Origin of the sequence: Methanomethylovorans sp. PtaU1.Bin093, from assembly GCF_002067275.1 — an archaeon.
In the GTDB taxonomy this organism is placed as follows: domain Archaea; phylum Halobacteriota; class Methanosarcinia; order Methanosarcinales; family Methanosarcinaceae; genus Methanomethylovorans.
This window is the reverse complement of sequence record NZ_MVQX01000019.1, coordinates 1-13751: the sequence shown is the minus strand read 5'-3', so window position 1 is coordinate 13751 and position 13751 is coordinate 1. Positions and strand designations below refer to the sequence as shown.

The 13751-nt window shown below is 45.5% G+C and carries 16 protein-coding genes and 1 riboswitch; of the genes, 9 read left to right on the top strand and 7 right to left on the bottom strand.

What is annotated here, in order from left to right:
- The first annotated feature begins 142 nt into the window (after positions 1-142).
- From thsA to A4E24_RS01865, 7 genes are all read left to right on the top strand, one after another.
- Positions 143-1783, top strand: a complete 1641-nt coding sequence (gene thsA / locus A4E24_RS01895) for a thermosome subunit alpha (protein WP_292351169.1) — start codon at positions 143-145, stop codon at positions 1781-1783.
- A 118-nt stretch (positions 1784-1901) separates the two neighbouring features.
- Entirely contained in the window at positions 1902-2456 is a 555-nt protein-coding gene (locus A4E24_RS01890) for a biotin transporter BioY (RefSeq protein WP_292351168.1), read from the top strand.
- A gap of 4 nt (positions 2457-2460) precedes the next feature.
- Entirely contained in the window at positions 2461-3276 is an 816-nt protein-coding gene (locus tag A4E24_RS01885) for an ATP-binding cassette domain-containing protein (protein WP_292351167.1), read from the top strand.
- Entirely contained in the window at positions 3261-4088 is an 828-nt protein-coding gene (locus tag A4E24_RS01880) for an ATP-binding cassette domain-containing protein (RefSeq protein WP_292351166.1), read from the top strand. Before A4E24_RS01885 ends, A4E24_RS01880 begins: the two co-directional genes overlap by 16 nt.
- Positions 4081-4860, top strand: a complete 780-nt coding sequence (locus tag A4E24_RS01875) for an energy-coupling factor transporter transmembrane protein EcfT (protein WP_292351164.1) — start codon at positions 4081-4083, stop codon at positions 4858-4860. Before A4E24_RS01880 ends, A4E24_RS01875 begins: the two co-directional genes overlap by 8 nt.
- A gap of 56 nt (positions 4861-4916) precedes the next feature.
- Entirely contained in the window at positions 4917-5246 is a 330-nt protein-coding gene (locus tag A4E24_RS01870) for a helix-turn-helix transcriptional regulator (protein ID WP_292351162.1), read from the top strand.
- Complete coding sequence (locus A4E24_RS01865) at positions 5243-6340, top strand: SO_0444 family Cu/Zn efflux transporter (RefSeq protein ID WP_292351161.1); 1098 nt, start codon at positions 5243-5245, stop codon at positions 6338-6340. The genes A4E24_RS01870 and A4E24_RS01865 overlap by 4 nt, the downstream gene beginning before the upstream one ends.
- 36 nt (positions 6341-6376) lie before the next feature.
- Here the strand turns inward: A4E24_RS01865 and A4E24_RS01860 are convergent, their stop codons facing one another.
- The 6 genes from A4E24_RS01860 to modA form a co-directional block, all read right to left on the bottom strand.
- Positions 6377-6925 (bottom strand): molybdenum-dependent transcriptional regulator, encoded by a 549-nt coding sequence (locus tag A4E24_RS01860; RefSeq protein WP_292351160.1) that lies wholly within the window; start codon positions 6923-6925, stop codon positions 6377-6379.
- 10 nt (positions 6926-6935) lie between these two features.
- The gene (locus A4E24_RS01855) at positions 6936-7139 is read right to left on the bottom strand and encodes a helix-turn-helix transcriptional regulator (RefSeq protein ID WP_292351158.1); all 204 of its coding nucleotides are present in this window, start codon (positions 7137-7139) and stop codon (positions 6936-6938) included.
- Positions 7140-7165: 26 nt separating this feature from the next.
- Complete coding sequence (locus A4E24_RS01850) at positions 7166-7552, bottom strand: hypothetical protein (RefSeq protein ID WP_292351157.1); 387 nt, start codon at positions 7550-7552, stop codon at positions 7166-7168.
- A 139-nt stretch (positions 7553-7691) separates the two neighbouring features.
- Positions 7692-8810 (bottom strand): ABC transporter ATP-binding protein, encoded by a 1119-nt coding sequence (locus tag A4E24_RS01845; protein ID WP_292351155.1) that lies wholly within the window; start codon positions 8808-8810, stop codon positions 7692-7694.
- 11 nt (positions 8811-8821) lie between these two features.
- The gene (modB, locus tag A4E24_RS01840) at positions 8822-9490 is read right to left on the bottom strand and encodes a molybdate ABC transporter permease subunit (RefSeq protein WP_292351154.1); all 669 of its coding nucleotides are present in this window, start codon (positions 9488-9490) and stop codon (positions 8822-8824) included.
- 6 nt (positions 9491-9496) lie between these two features.
- Positions 9497-10330 carry a molybdate ABC transporter substrate-binding protein gene (gene modA / locus A4E24_RS01835; RefSeq protein WP_292351153.1) on the bottom strand — a complete coding sequence of 278 codons (834 nt, stop codon included), beginning with the start codon at positions 10328-10330 and terminating at the stop codon, positions 9497-9499.
- A 285-nt stretch (positions 10331-10615) separates the two neighbouring features.
- Positions 10616-10687: riboswitch (Fluoride riboswitch) on the top strand.
- 91 nt (positions 10688-10778) lie between these two features.
- Between modA and eno the strand changes: the two genes are divergently transcribed.
- Together eno and A4E24_RS01825 are read left to right on the top strand one after the other, a co-directional pair.
- Entirely contained in the window at positions 10779-12065 is a 1287-nt protein-coding gene (eno, locus tag A4E24_RS01830; RefSeq protein WP_292351152.1) for a phosphopyruvate hydratase, read from the top strand.
- A 69-nt stretch (positions 12066-12134) separates the two neighbouring features.
- On the top strand, positions 12135-13340 hold the full coding sequence (locus A4E24_RS01825) for an MFS transporter (protein ID WP_292351151.1): 1206 nt from the start codon (positions 12135-12137) through the stop codon (positions 13338-13340).
- A gap of 68 nt (positions 13341-13408) precedes the next feature.
- Here the strand turns inward: A4E24_RS01825 and A4E24_RS01820 are convergent.
- Positions 13409-13751, bottom strand: a 343-nt coding sequence (locus tag A4E24_RS01820) for a hypothetical protein (protein WP_292351149.1), incomplete at its 5' end; no start/stop codon positions are given.

Here is a 13751-nt window from a genome sequence, read left to right as displayed (position 1 = left end):
TTTTCTGACCACACTGGTTATCTTTATATAGAACTGCTTGCATCTAGATTCAACTATCGAGTGTTGAATATCTTCGATAAAGGCACTTCAATGTTCAAATTGATCGTTCAATTATCCAACACTATATGAGGAGGTTAATGATTTGGCAGCACGAACAGCTGGACAACCAGCATACTATTCAGGTAACAGAGCTCAGAGGACCAGGGGTAGAGATGCACAGAGCATCAATATCCTTGCAGGAAAGGCTGTGGCAAACGCAGTGAGAAGCACACTGGGTCCCAAAGGCATGGACAAGATGCTAGTGGACTCCCTGGGTGATATAGTTATCACCAATGACGGAGCCACCATTCTTAAGGAAATGGATATTGAGCATCCTGCTGCCAAGATGGTGGTAGAGGTTTCCAAGACCCAGGATGATGAAGTGGGAGATGGTACTACCACTGCAGCTGTGCTTACAGGGGAATTGCTCACAAAGGCAGAAGAATTAATGAATAAAGGTATCCACCCCACCATAATCACAAGTGGATACAGGCATGCCGCTTCAAAATGTGAAGAGATCCTGAAAACGATCACTATTGATGTTTCACCTGAGGACAGGGTAGCTCTCAAGAAGATCGCCTCAACTGCGCTTACAGGCAAGGGTGAAGGAGAATTACACAAGGACTTCCTATCTGAGATAGCCCTTGATGCAGTACTTTCTGTTGCCGAGAAGACAGATTCAGGCTATAAGGTCGACACAGAGGACATAACTATCGAGAAGCGTGAAGGCGGAAGCATAAAGGACACAGAACTGGTCCAGGGACTTGTAATAGACAAGGACCGTGTCAGGCCCAACATGCCACAGAGGATCGATAATGCCAAAATAATGTTGACAAGCTTTGCTATCGAGTTCAACAAGATCGAAAAGGATGCTGAGATAAAGATCACATCTCCTGAACAGATGCAGCTGTTCGTGGATCAGGAAGAGAAGATGATCAAGGCGAAGGTCGACAACATCATCAGGACCGGTGCAAATGTGGTGTTCTGTCAGAAGGGCATCGATGACCTTGCCCAGTACTATCTGGAGAAGGCTGGCATATATGCCTGCAGAAGGATCAAGAAGAGCGATATGGAAAAGCTCGCCAGGGCAACAGGTGCTACTATTGTGCAGGATGACACAGAGATCCTCACTGAAGACATTGGTTACGCAGACTATGTGGAAGAAAGGGATATCAAAGGCACAAAGATGACCTTTGTGATGGGTTGTAAGGATGCAAAGACCGTATCTCTGATCCTTCACGGAGGAACTACCCATATTGTAGATAGCCTGAAACGTGCGCTCAATGATGCACTGAGGGTTGTAGGTGTTTGCCTGGAAGACGGCAAGGTAGTTGTAGGCGGAGGTGCACCTGAAATAGAACTTGCACTGAAGCTCAGGCAGTATGCTTCCACGCTCACAGGCAGAGAACAGCTTGCAGTAAATGGATTCGCAGATGCCTTGGAGATCATTCCGCAGACCCTTGCGGAGAATGGTGGACTTGACCCGATAGACATACTTGTTGAGCTGCGCTCCCAGCATGAGAAAGGTAATAAGAGAGCCGGTGTCAATATATATACAGGTAAGGTCGTTGACATGTGGGAAGAGAATGTCATTGAACCGCTGAGGGTAAAGACACAGGCGATCAACTCAGCTACTGAAGCTGCCGTTATGATCCTCCGGATCGATGATGTGGTCGCATCTTCAGGCAAGGGCAAGGCAGGTGCAGGAGGCATGCCGGGCTCCGACGTAGAACTGGGCGATTGATCCAGTTCTTTTTTCATAATGGTTTGCTATGGCCGAACTTGTTCCGGCCCAATTTTCTCTTTTTTCCCATATTATTAGATGATAATCTTTAAATTCAATGTAAACCAGTTTCATAACCGTGGTTTACAATAATCTCATCTCTAGTGATAGATCTCATACTGACCTGAAAAGAATGGTCTTTGCTGCCCTCTTTGCATCTCTCACAGCTGTAGGTGCGTATGTAAAGGTCCCTTTGCCCATTACACCGGTTCCCGTGACAATGCAGGTATTCTTCGTATTGCTTGCAGGTTCCATGTTGGGTAGCCGATGGGGGACCATTAGTATGGTGGTGTACCTTTTATTGGGTATAGCAGGCTTTCCGGTATTCTCAGGAGGTGCTTCTGGCATGGGGGTACTTTTTGGTCCAACCGGAGGCTATCTTATAGGCTTCATTTTTGCAGCATTTGTAACAGGCAAGCTCCTGGAAATTCTGCCCCAGCGCTCTATACTGAAAAATTTTCTATGTATGATAATCGGATTAATTATCATCTATTTATTTGGAGCCTTCCGGTTGATGTCCGTAGCGCATCTCACATTCCAGCAAACAATGATCGCAGGAGTATTACCTTTCATTATAGGGGACCTGATAACATTGATGCTCGCAGCATTCATATCTGAACGATATGAGGTATAAGTGCATGATATCCATTAAGGACCTTTCATACAGCTATCCCGATGGTACACATGTGCTTGATTCCATTGACCTTGAACTAAAAATGGGTGAATTTGTAACCTTAATGGGTCCCAATGGCTGTGGCAAATCCACTCTGTCCAGGCACTTGAACGGTCTTTTAAGGCCCACTGAGGGTTCTGTGGAGGTGATGTGTATGGATACTAGAGACTCTTCTCATCTCTGGAAGATCAGGCAGGTTGTTGGTATGGTCTTTCAGAACCCTAATGTGCAGTTCTTTGGAAGCACGCTGGAAGAGGATATTGCTTTTGGTTTAGAGAATTTAGCATTCCCGCCTGCAGAGATCAGATATCTGGTTTCAGAAGCATTAACAGTTACTGGTATGGAAAAGTATAGGTATGCTTCTCCAGGTTCCCTGAGCGGTGGCCAGAAACAGAAAGCGGCCATTGCAGGGTCTTTAGCTATGGGTTCTAAATTCCTCGTGCTGGACGAAGCAACTTCTATGCTGGACCCACGATCATGTACGGAAGTACTCAATATAGTGCTTTCTCTTAAAAAAAAAGGAATAGGCCTGCTTTATATAACCCACCGGCTGGAAGAAGCACTGATCTCAGACCGTATTCTGGTGATGGATAACGGTACGGTCATAGCCGATGGCGCACCTTCTGACATTATCAGGGGATTCCTTCAGGACAATGATCTTTTTGAGGTGCCCCCTTTAGTGCAGCTTGCACTAAGACTTGAAGACGCAGGTGTTATTCACCTGAATGGTCAGCCATTGTCTCCACTTACTCTGGCGGAGGAGATATGTCGGTCATTGTAGAAAATGTCAGCTTTTCCTATGCACGAAAAACCCAGCTAGAGCAAATGGTGCTTGACAAAGTGAGCCTGAAGATAGGAGAAGGTGAATTTCTGGTCATTATGGGAGAAGTAGGTTCAGGAAAAACCACTCTTGTAAAACATTTCAATGGCCTGTTAAAGCCCATTTTCGGAAAAGTGACTGTGGATGGGTATAATGCAGCTTCTGTTCATGCCAGGAAACTAGTAGGAATGCTGTTCCAGTTTCCCCAGCAGCAACTATTTGCAAGGACAGTGTTTGAAGATGTCGCTTTTGCACCATCGAACTTTGGAATTTCCGGTGAGGAACTGCGTTCAAAAGTGAGCTGGTCATTAAAACTGGTGGGAATGGATGAAAAGATCACTTCAAGATCGCCTTTCAGTTTAAGTAACGGCCATATGAGGCTGGTGGCCCTTGCCGGTGTCATCGCTGCAAGTCCTAAATATATAGTTCTTGATGAACCCTTCACAGGGCTTGATCCCAAGGGCATAAAAGAACTCTCAAAGGCATTAGCACAGGTTCATGCCATGGGGGTCACTATAGTGGTCATAACTCACAATTTAGATCATGTGTTGCCCTCAGCTACCAGGATGGTTTTCATGGGCCAGGGAAAAATAGCATTTGATGGCACACCTGACAACTATTTTTTATCTACCCTCCCACAAATTCCCGATATTCCTTTGTTGATGAGGGAGCTTCGCAGATGCGGGGTAAAGGTCAAAGATCAAATATTCGATGTGGAAGAGGCTTTCCAGGAAATAATGCGTATCAAAAGGATGGGAACAGCCCATGAATGAACTGTTCTTTTCCTACATCGAGGGAAGATCTGTTCTTCACAGGCTGGACCCCCGTACGAAACTTGTATCAGTAATGCTGCTTAGCGTTGTTGTACTGAGGGCATCCAGTTTTCAGGATATGGTTCTGTTATCAAGTGCTTTTCTCTTATTTGCACTTCTTGCAAAGCAGGGAATCAAGCATCATCTTAACTCTCTTCGCCCCATGCTGTTGTTCTTCATTTTCATCTTCTTGGTAGAGGTCATGTTCTCAGAAAGTGAGGGTTCATTTTACCTGGGGCCATTAGGTGTAAGTTATGAAGGACTCTGGAAAGGGATGCTTGTTACTTCACGATTCATTCTGCTTGTCCTTTTCGCTTCATTGCTTATTTCAACCACGCGTCCTGCCCTCATTACTTTGGGTATAGAACGGATGCTGCGCCCACTACCTCTTTCTCTGCTGGGCATTTCATCCTATGACCTTGCCACCATGATGTCCATTTCCATGCGTTTTGTGCCCTTGCTTCACGAGAGTCTGCAGCAGATCACAGAAGCACAGGTTTCCAGAGGTATGGATCTGCGCCGTAATCCTTTGAAGGCCATTCCTTCCATAGCTGTGCCTATGATCCGCAATACATTGCGTGTGACAGAGGACCTGGCGATGGCTATGGAAAGCCGATGTTATCAGGGTGCATACAGGACATCCATGTTAGAACTGGATCTGCACAAAGAGGATTGGTTATCTCTCTTGATGCTGGCATTTATAATTATTTTGTTCTTCTATTCCCCGATCTGACGGTTACTTATATGAACTATTGTTCATATGTTCATATATATATGTCCCATTCATGCATGGATGAAGCAGCTATTAAAGCTATGATCCATAGGTTGCCCTCTGAACAAGTGCTGAACCGCATATGCCAAACTTTTGGCGCATTACAATGCACAACACGTCTGCAGATCCTTCTACTTTTGCAGCTGGGTCCTCTTTGTGTGACCGATATTGAAAATATCCTGGGACAATCCCAATCGGCTATCTCTCACAGCTTGCGTACCCTGCGCCAGCTCGATCTCGTGAGAACAAAAAGAGAAGGCCGTTTCACTGTCTATCATCTGGCTGATGAGCACGTAAGTGTACTGGTGGAGATGTGCCAGAAGCACGCGAAGGAGATGGAATCATGATATCCGAAGCATCGGTCATACAGATCCTGTATGGTATTTCACTTGAATCCTGGTCACTTTTCCTGGAGATGTCCCCTTATCTCTTTCTGGGATTCCTGATCGCAGGCATACTGCATGCACTTGTGCCGGACGAAAAAGTGCTGTCCTATCTGGGTGAATCAGCAGGAAAAGTAAGGTCTGTGATCAATGCATCTATCATGGGTTTGCCGTTGCCGTTATGTTCCTGTGGAGTGGTACCTACTGCCTTATCCCTTAAGAAAAGAGGTGCATCAAAAGGGGCTACGTTATCCTTCATGATCTCTACACCGGAAACAGGAGTTGATTCCATTGCGATCACCTACGCTTTGCTTGATCCCATAATGACGGTATTCAGACCATTGGCTACACTGTTCACGGCTATAGCAGCAGGCATAGTTGAAAACTTCTCATCGGGAACTGAGAAGAAGACCTCTTTAAGCAAACCCCTTGTCATGCTGCACGCTCCAGCTGTCCAGGGCTGCGGTTGTTCATGTTCAGGCGGAGCATGCTCTTCGAATATTGATACTGGTACAGTTCCCAGAATATCAGCTGGTATAAAGTATGCATTTGTAGACCTTCTTGGGGATATTTCAAAATGGCTGATAATAGGGACCATAATTGCAGGCATTATTGCATACTTGATACCTGAAGAGATTATCAGCTCCTATCTGGGAGGTGGCATCTTTTCAATGTTGATAATGCTTCTGATAGGCATACCTCTCTATATTTGTGCGACCACGTCTACGCCTCTTGCTGCAGCACTGGTTGCAAAAGGTATGAGTCCAGGAACAGCTTTTGTGTTCCTCCTTGCAGGACCGGCGACCAACGCTGCAACCATTACCATGGTAATGAAATTCCTGGGGAAAAGGACTGCTATGATCTATGTTGGCATGATAGCAGTATGTTCCATGGGGTTCGGCCTGCTTCTGGATTACATATATCTGAGACTTGGGATACGGGCAGCTGCAGTTGTGGGAAGTGGAGCAGATATTGCACCGCCATACATCCAGCTTGCATTTGCACTTGTGCTGCTTCCTCTTATGGTCTATGGTATGTTCCGAAAAAAATGTACTTGATATTTTGGAATGGAAAGGTGGTGGAGCGAAAAAGCATCAATCTTTCTTCACTGCCTTTTTGCCAATGAGCACTTCAGTGGACTTGATCACTGCAAAGACTTCGTCGCCTTCCTTTATGTTCAGTTTCTCCACTGCCTCGGTGGTGATAAGTGAACTGAGCATTGCAGCTTCTATGGATAATTTGACCCTGGAGGCTATATCTCCTTTTTCTACCTCTATGACTTTTGCTGGTATACGGTTGCGTGCGGAAAGGTGTAATCCAAGGTCCTCCATGAATGTTTCATCATGCATGGTATCATTGAGCAGCTGTTTGCTCATATCGTATTCTTTTATGAGTCTGCGGCCAGCATCAGTGAGAAAGGTGCCCTGTGTTTTTCCCCCTCTTACTGTCACTACTACATCTTCGCCCAAACGCTCGCTCATCTTATTGAGCACCAGCCATGCGTGCTTGTAGGAAACACCTACCTTGCTGCATGCTTTGCGTAGTGATCCTTCTTCATCTATGGCCCTGAGTAGCGCAACTTTACCTTCTCCTATTACAGGTTTTCCGTCTTCCGTGATCCAGACTTTCGTTCTTGTTTCCATATCTCTCCTTTTAGAGGTCAGTGTCATCGAATATAAATAGCTCGTCTAACGTGGAGTTCAGGCATTTTGCTATCCTGTATGCAAGTTTCAGCGACGGGTTGTATTTCCCCTTTTCCAGAAAACCTATTGTTTCCCTGCGGACACCGACCTTTTTTGCCAGATCTTCCTGGGTTAGATCGTATCGTGCTCTGAACTCTTTGATCCTTGTCTGCATGCGATACCTCTGCTATAGATCATTGATCAGTCCATATCGCCTTTTGAGAGGAAATGCCACTGGAAACCTTTTGCAGTCACCAGCATGAGAATTCCGAGAATGAACACTACTTCGGATACTGTGAGCTGTGCAAACTGCAGGCGATCTATCCAGAATATCACGTTCAAAGCGAGAAATGTGATGAGCCATGAGTATGACAGGCCATAAGCACCCAGCTTTTTTGTCCTTTCATCTTTTTCAGGCAGGTTCCCTGTCCTTCTCAGCCTGATCAGCAGTACAGCTATAAGGGCCACACCGATATTGATCAATATGTTCGCAACCTCTTCGTTGCCCACTTGCAGGATACTCGCCATCACTCCTGTCACAACGGCTATAACTGCTACATAAAGAATATATCTGTACCTGTTATCCATATTGAATACCTCTCATTATGTTGGGTATATCTATCTTATTATGGTATATTTCTAACATATTGATATAAATAGTTAACTTAAATGTGTGTTTTTAACATTTTACATGAAGCCATATTCTCAATAAGAAAAAGCGACTAAGTCAGACGAATATCAGTATATCCCTGGATGCAAATGAAAATGTACAACTGCATCCCTGGAACAGGTTAAGTTCTTCACACGCTTTGTTCGATAATTCAGAGACCAGCACCCTTCTGTCGTTGTTCGACCCCACTGCTATGAGCTTGCTCGTGCCTTTGTTGACGATGCTCATAACTTTCCCGTTGAAGTGATTTTCATACAGTTCTATATTGTCCTTGTCGGGATTCAAAAGGGTGATATTTTCGGGGCGAATGCCCCATGATACCCTTTCATCAGTTCTAAGGTCAATGTGTCTTGTAATTATTTCCAGCTCCCCAGCTTTGAACAATGCTCTATCCTTGCCTACATGGCCTGCAAATACAGCATCATCGAATATATTGGTCACGCCGGCAAGCTCTGCTACGTGTATGTTCTTCGGATGATAGAATACCTCTTCAGGTGTTCCTGTCTGCTGCACTGTCCCTTCATGGTACACTACAACCCTGTCAGCGAGGGTGAAAGCCTCCACAGGGTTATGGGTGATGAAAAGCACGGGTATGTTCAGTTCTTTCTGGATCAGTTTAATCCTTTCCCGCAACTTCATACGCACGATCATATCCAGTGCTGAAAAAGGCTCGTCCAATAGCAAAATGTCCGGTCCGGGAGCCAGAGCACGGGCCAGAGCCACACGTTGTTTCTGTCCTCCTGAAAGCTGTGAAGGATAGTGGTCCTCCAGTCCTTCTATATGTAAAAGCCGGAGCATTTCCCTCATTCTCCTTTCCTTTTCCTGGTCTGTCCTGCCCTTGAGTCCATATGTGATATTCTTCTTTACGTCCATGTGGGGGAAAAGTGCGTAGTTCTGGAACACGTAACCAAGGCTACGCTTTTGTGGAGGCAGGTCTATTCTCGTATGGCAGTCGAAGTACACTGTACCGTTCACAGTGATCTTTCCTCCATTGGGTTTTTCCAGACCTGCGATACATCGTAAGGTCGTGGTCTTTCCGGAGCCGGACTGGCCAAAAAGGACTACAAGTTCGTTGCCTGCTTCAAAGCTGACATCCACGGTGAAAGAAGGTTCTTTTCCTTTCTTCCTGTCATTGCCCTTGTAAAATCGTTTTCTGAAGTCAACTTTGATCCCCATGTATGCACACCTCAGATCTTCCAGCTATTTACAAGTTTTGTAGTGACGGCCATGGATATCAGGGACATCAGCACGAGTATTATCACCAGTGTGTTCGCAAGTTCACTGTTGCCGCCCTGGAAGGCACTGTAAATGGAGATGGCCATAGTATTGGTCCTGCCAGGAATGTTCCCGGCGACCATAAGCGTTGCACCGAATTCCCCAACTGCTCTTGCAAAGCTCAGCACGATACCGGCAAGTATGCCTTTTTTGGCAAGAGGCAGGGTGATGAACAATGCGGTTTCAAGCTCGTTCCTTCCCAGGGTATAGGCCACATATTCCAGCTCTCTGTCCACAGCCTCTATAGCCGCAGTAGCGGTCTTGACCATAAGGGGCAAGGATACGACAAATGCAGCGATGACCGCTGCCTGCCAGGTGAAAAGTAATCTGATCCCTGTCAGGTCGAACAAAACTTTTCCAAGGATCCCGTTCTTTCCCAGAAGCACGACCAGCATGTACCCTGTTACTGTAGGTGGAAGTATCATGGGAAGGGTGACCAGCACGTCAACGAGCCACTTTCCCACGAATTCCCTTCTGGCCAGGATATAGGATATCAAGGTACCCAGTATTGCCACTATTAACGAGGATGCCAGTGATATCTTAAGCGTTATGTATAGAGGGAACCATACCTGGTCAAGCATTTGAGTTCATCCGGTCTGAGGGATTAGGAAGCCATATTGTTCCAGTATGTATCTACCTTTTTCTCCAGTGACGAAATCTATGAACAGCTGTGAGTATTCAGCATGCTGGGTAGCTGAAACCACAGCTATGGGATAAATAATGGGTGTGCTCACAGGGACTGAAGAAACCACTTCAATTGTGTCCGGCTGTGCGGATGATACATCTACCGTGAACACAAATCCAGCATCAGCCTCTCCTCTTTCCACATAGACCAATGAATTCTTCACCGTGTCGCCAGTTAACAGTTTATTCTGCACACTGCTCCATAGTCCCTCTTCCATAAGCGATTGTTTTGCATATCTGCCTACAGTTGAAGCCTCAGTGTCACTAAGTGCTATCTTCTTCACTTCAGGCTTTGCCAGGTCTTTCATGTCTGTAATGTTAAGCACGTTGCCTTTTGGGACTATTATCACAAGGGAACTACCTGCGAATTCTTTTCGTGAATCGTTGTAAACCAATCCCTCTGATGCCAGCATGTCCATTTGATTCACATCTCCTGGAGCGAACACATCTATGGGTGCACCTCCTTCTATCTGCATCCTTAGAGAACCAGCGTTACCAAAATTCATTATAAGGTCTATTTCTGGATTTTCGGCCTCAAACTCTTTTTCCATATCTGTGAATGCTTCTGTAAGCACTGCAGAAGCAGATACGGTAATGGCTGTCTTTTGTGCCGTTTGTTGCTCATCTTGTTGCTTCTCATCATCTGAGCCCATGAACATAGCCGCAAGGGCTATGATAATAACGATCGCTATGGCAACCGTAAGTAACGTCTGGTTCTTTTTATCCGTACAGAACACCACCTTATCTTCAGATCAGAACGATCTTGGGATCGAGCTGCTGGCAGGTTTTGGTCAGGTAGTCTTATTTTCTTAAGTGCTGCCAGCAGCGTTATGTCGGAGTAGACATATCGGATATCTAACACCTATTATGCTATAAATAGGTTTCTATATGGAGCTTAAGTCTGCATTAAAACTGGTATAATGGTCACATTATAACGCTTAGTGCCCTCTTGTTGGTATCAGCAGATCAATCAAAACCCTATCAAAGTTTGCGTAATTTATTTATCTGATGCAAGTAGACCCTCTAAGAAAGGTGATGGGGTCCGCCTAGACTCTCCAGTCTAAACCGCTCAAGCTGATGACTTCTACAATGGTGTTTAGACTTTATACTATCTTTAGTAAGTATCAGGCGGCTTGACAGGTATTATTCTAAAGAATAGTGATACGAATACAGGAGTAGAACAAGATGAACACTACAATACAAAACATTCACGGACGCGAGATCCTTGATTCAAGGGGTAACCCAACAGTTGAAGTAGATGTCTTACTGCAGGATGGAACACGGGCAAGAGCTGCAGTGCCTTCCGGTGCGTCTACCGGGAAACACGAGGCATACGAGCTTCGTGATCGCAATCCGAAGCGTTATGGTGGGAAAGGTGTGCTCACTGCTGTTGCTAAAGTGAACAATAAGATCGCTGATGCTCTCATCGGAATGGATGCTCTTGATCAGGAAGGGATCGATAGAACTATGATCGAACTTGATGGTTCGCCCAATAAAGCACGGCTAGGTGCAAATGCCATTCTCGGTGTATCCATGGCCGTCGCCAGGGTTGCTGCTCAGGCCACAGGAGCGCAGCTCTTTGAATATTTGAGCCCGGACAAAAGTTATCTTCTACCAGTTCCGATGATGAACGTGCTTAACGGTGGGGTGCATGCACAATGGCAGGGAGCCGATTTCCAGGAGTATATGATCGTCCCTCTTGGGGCTCGTGATTTTCAGACCGCTCTGCAATGGGGTGCAGAAACATACCATGTATTACAGAACATCATAAAAAAGAAAGGCTACCCCACTGCAATTGGAGATGAGGGCGGGTTTGCACCCAAGGTCGCATCCAATCAGGAGCCGCTGGAACTCATCACATTTGCCATCGAAGAAGCAGGATACAGGCCAGGTAAGGATATCTGCATCTCACTTGATCCCGCATCCAGCGGCTTCTATCATGAAGGAAGATACGAACTGCGGCGGGAACAAAAAATGTTGACCTCTGAAGACATGGTCAAATATTACGAAATGCTTGTGGAGACCTATTCCATCATCTCCATCGAGGATGGGCTGGCCGAAGAAGACTGGTCTGGCTGGAAATTGCTGACAAAAAAACTGGGTGAAAGAATTGAGCTGATCGGGGATGATATATTTGTTACTTCTCCTGAACTTGTTAAACGTGGAATTGAAGAAAAGGCTGCAAACTCTGTACTGATCAAACTCAATCAGATCGGGACAGTTACCGAAACACTTGCAACCATGGACCTGGCCAGGAATGCTGGTTGGGGCCTGAATGTTTCCCACCGCAGTGGAGAGACCATTGATTCGTTCATATCAGATCTCACCGTAGCTACCTGTGCCGGCAAGCTCAAGACCGGTGCTCCCTGCCGGGGTGAAAGAGTAGAGAAATACAACCAGCTGCTTCGTATAGAGGAGGAACTGGGAAGCAAGGCTGTCTATGCCGGAAGAAGCGCATTTGTGAAAGGATAAGTGTCCCACCTCATGTCCAAAGTCGCATTGCATAATTAATGTCAACTACTCAATTTAAGAGACAATGCCATGGAAAGAAAAGAGAAGGAATGGCTTAACTCTACTGTATGGGGTACTTCATTAACGAGTTTTCTCTCGGACTTTGGGCATGAGTCAGTGACTGTACTACTACCTTCCTTCCTAGCATCTATAGGGGCTCCTACATACGCCCTGGGAATAATAGAGGGATTGAGTGATGGTCTTTCAAGCTTTGCCAAGTTATTTTCTGGATATTACTCTGATAAGCTTGGAAAACACAAGGAGATTGCTATTTTGGGGTATGTGGCAACAGGCGTTTTCCCGGCAATAGTGGCAATCTCAATGTCTTGGTTATTGGTACTTATTGGCAGGTTGCTTGGTTGGATAGGCAGGGGAATAAGAGGTCCCCCGCGTGATGCCATCCTAGCCAGATCTGTACAGGAAAAAGACCTTGGAAAAGCATTTGGAGTTCATCGTGCAGGAGATACACTGGGTGCAATAGCCGGACCTGCTCTGGCATATGTACTTCTATCACGGATAGAGATAAGAAATATATTCTGGCTTGCCATGATACCCGGTGTTCTTGCAGCAGTTGTTTTCACAGTGACGGTCAAAGAGAAAAATCCTCTACCCCTGGAAAGCCATAAAGGTATAATAGTTTCGATGAGAGAATTTTCCCCAAAATATAGGAAATTCCTTTCTGCAGTTCTCCTTTTCGGGATTTCTGATTTCTCGCATACGATGTTAATACTATTTGCTGTCACCATGCTAACACCAAGCATGGGCTTTGTGCAGGCGACCTCTGCAGGTGTCCTCTTGTATGGATTACGGAATATAGTCTATGCAGCCGCATGCTATCCTTTTGGAGCTCTGGGGGATGGATTGGGTAGAAAAAAAATGCTTACCTTTGGATACGCATTGGCAGTACTAATGTTCATAGGCTTCATAATATCTCCACCTTCCATTATTAGCTATGGATTGCTGTTCTGCCTAGCTGGAGCATACATAGCAGCCGAGGATACTCTGGAAGGTGCAGTATCCGGGCAGATGGTAGAAGAGCAGCGCAGAGCACTCGGTTTTGGTGCATTGGCTACTGTAAATGGTATCGGTGATCTCATCTCCAGCTTCGTAGTAGGAATATTGTGGAGTGTCTTCGGATTCAATGTGGGATTCGGTTTCGCTGCAATAGTAAGCGCAATGGGAGTCTTTGCGCTTATAAGAACGGACAAGTCTAATGAACAGCTTATTGGAACGTAGCACATGCGATCAGAATAAATAAAGTTCAGGAGCACTGAACATCAGATATTTTATGTGTTTTCTCTAAATTAAAACAGACTCATAAGATTCTGGATTTCCAAAGCCATCTTTTTTGAACGATCAAGCTGACACATGACGTTCTCCTCATGCATTTTTCTCTCTGCAAGTGCCGAACGGATCGTGCCATGCGTTGCTTCAATGGTCATGGCGAGATTTATATCAAAGCTGGCACTGAATTTCCTGAATGTAGTGTCAATGTTCTGCAGGGTTTCCCACCGGAGGTTCTCAAGATTGCGTAACACAAGTTTATCGATCTGATCCTGCAGTCTTTTCATAACTCGTTTTTCACGCATCTTTGCTGGCATGAAACGTTCCATAAGATCAGGAGATATCTGGAAAAACAAAGATTCC

Bases quoted from the DNA above. Each gene is read 5' to 3' on its own strand.
- A4E24_RS01885 (WP_292351167.1), top strand. From the start codon at position 2,461: ATGATATCCATTAAGGACCTTTCATACAGCTATCCCGATGGTACACAT.
- A4E24_RS01880 (WP_292351166.1), top strand. From the start codon at position 3,261: ATGTCGGTCATTGTAGAAAATGTCAGCTTTTCCTATGCACGAAAAACC.
- A4E24_RS01875 (WP_292351164.1), top strand. From the start codon at position 4,081: ATGAATGAACTGTTCTTTTCCTACATCGAGGGAAGATCTGTTCTTCAC.
- A4E24_RS01870 (WP_292351162.1), top strand. From the start codon at position 4,917: ATGGATGAAGCAGCTATTAAAGCTATGATCCATAGGTTGCCCTCTGAA.
- A4E24_RS01865 (WP_292351161.1), top strand. From the start codon at position 5,243: ATGATATCCGAAGCATCGGTCATACAGATCCTGTATGGTATTTCACTT.
- A4E24_RS01860 (WP_292351160.1), bottom strand. From the start codon at position 6,925: ATGGAAACAAGAACGAAAGTCTGGATCACGGAAGACGGAAAACCTGTA.
- A4E24_RS01855 (WP_292351158.1), bottom strand. From the start codon at position 7,139: ATGCAGACAAGGATCAAAGAGTTCAGAGCACGATACGATCTAACCCAG.
- A4E24_RS01850 (WP_292351157.1), bottom strand. From the start codon at position 7,552: ATGGATAACAGGTACAGATATATTCTTTATGTAGCAGTTATAGCCGTT.
- A4E24_RS01845 (WP_292351155.1), bottom strand. From the start codon at position 8,810: ATGGGGATCAAAGTTGACTTCAGAAAACGATTTTACAAGGGCAATGAC.
- modB (WP_292351154.1), bottom strand. From the start codon at position 9,490: ATGCTTGACCAGGTATGGTTCCCTCTATACATAACGCTTAAGATATCA.
- eno (WP_292351152.1), top strand. From the start codon at position 10,779: ATGAACACTACAATACAAAACATTCACGGACGCGAGATCCTTGATTCA.
- A4E24_RS01825 (WP_292351151.1), top strand. From the start codon at position 12,135: ATGGAAAGAAAAGAGAAGGAATGGCTTAACTCTACTGTATGGGGTACT.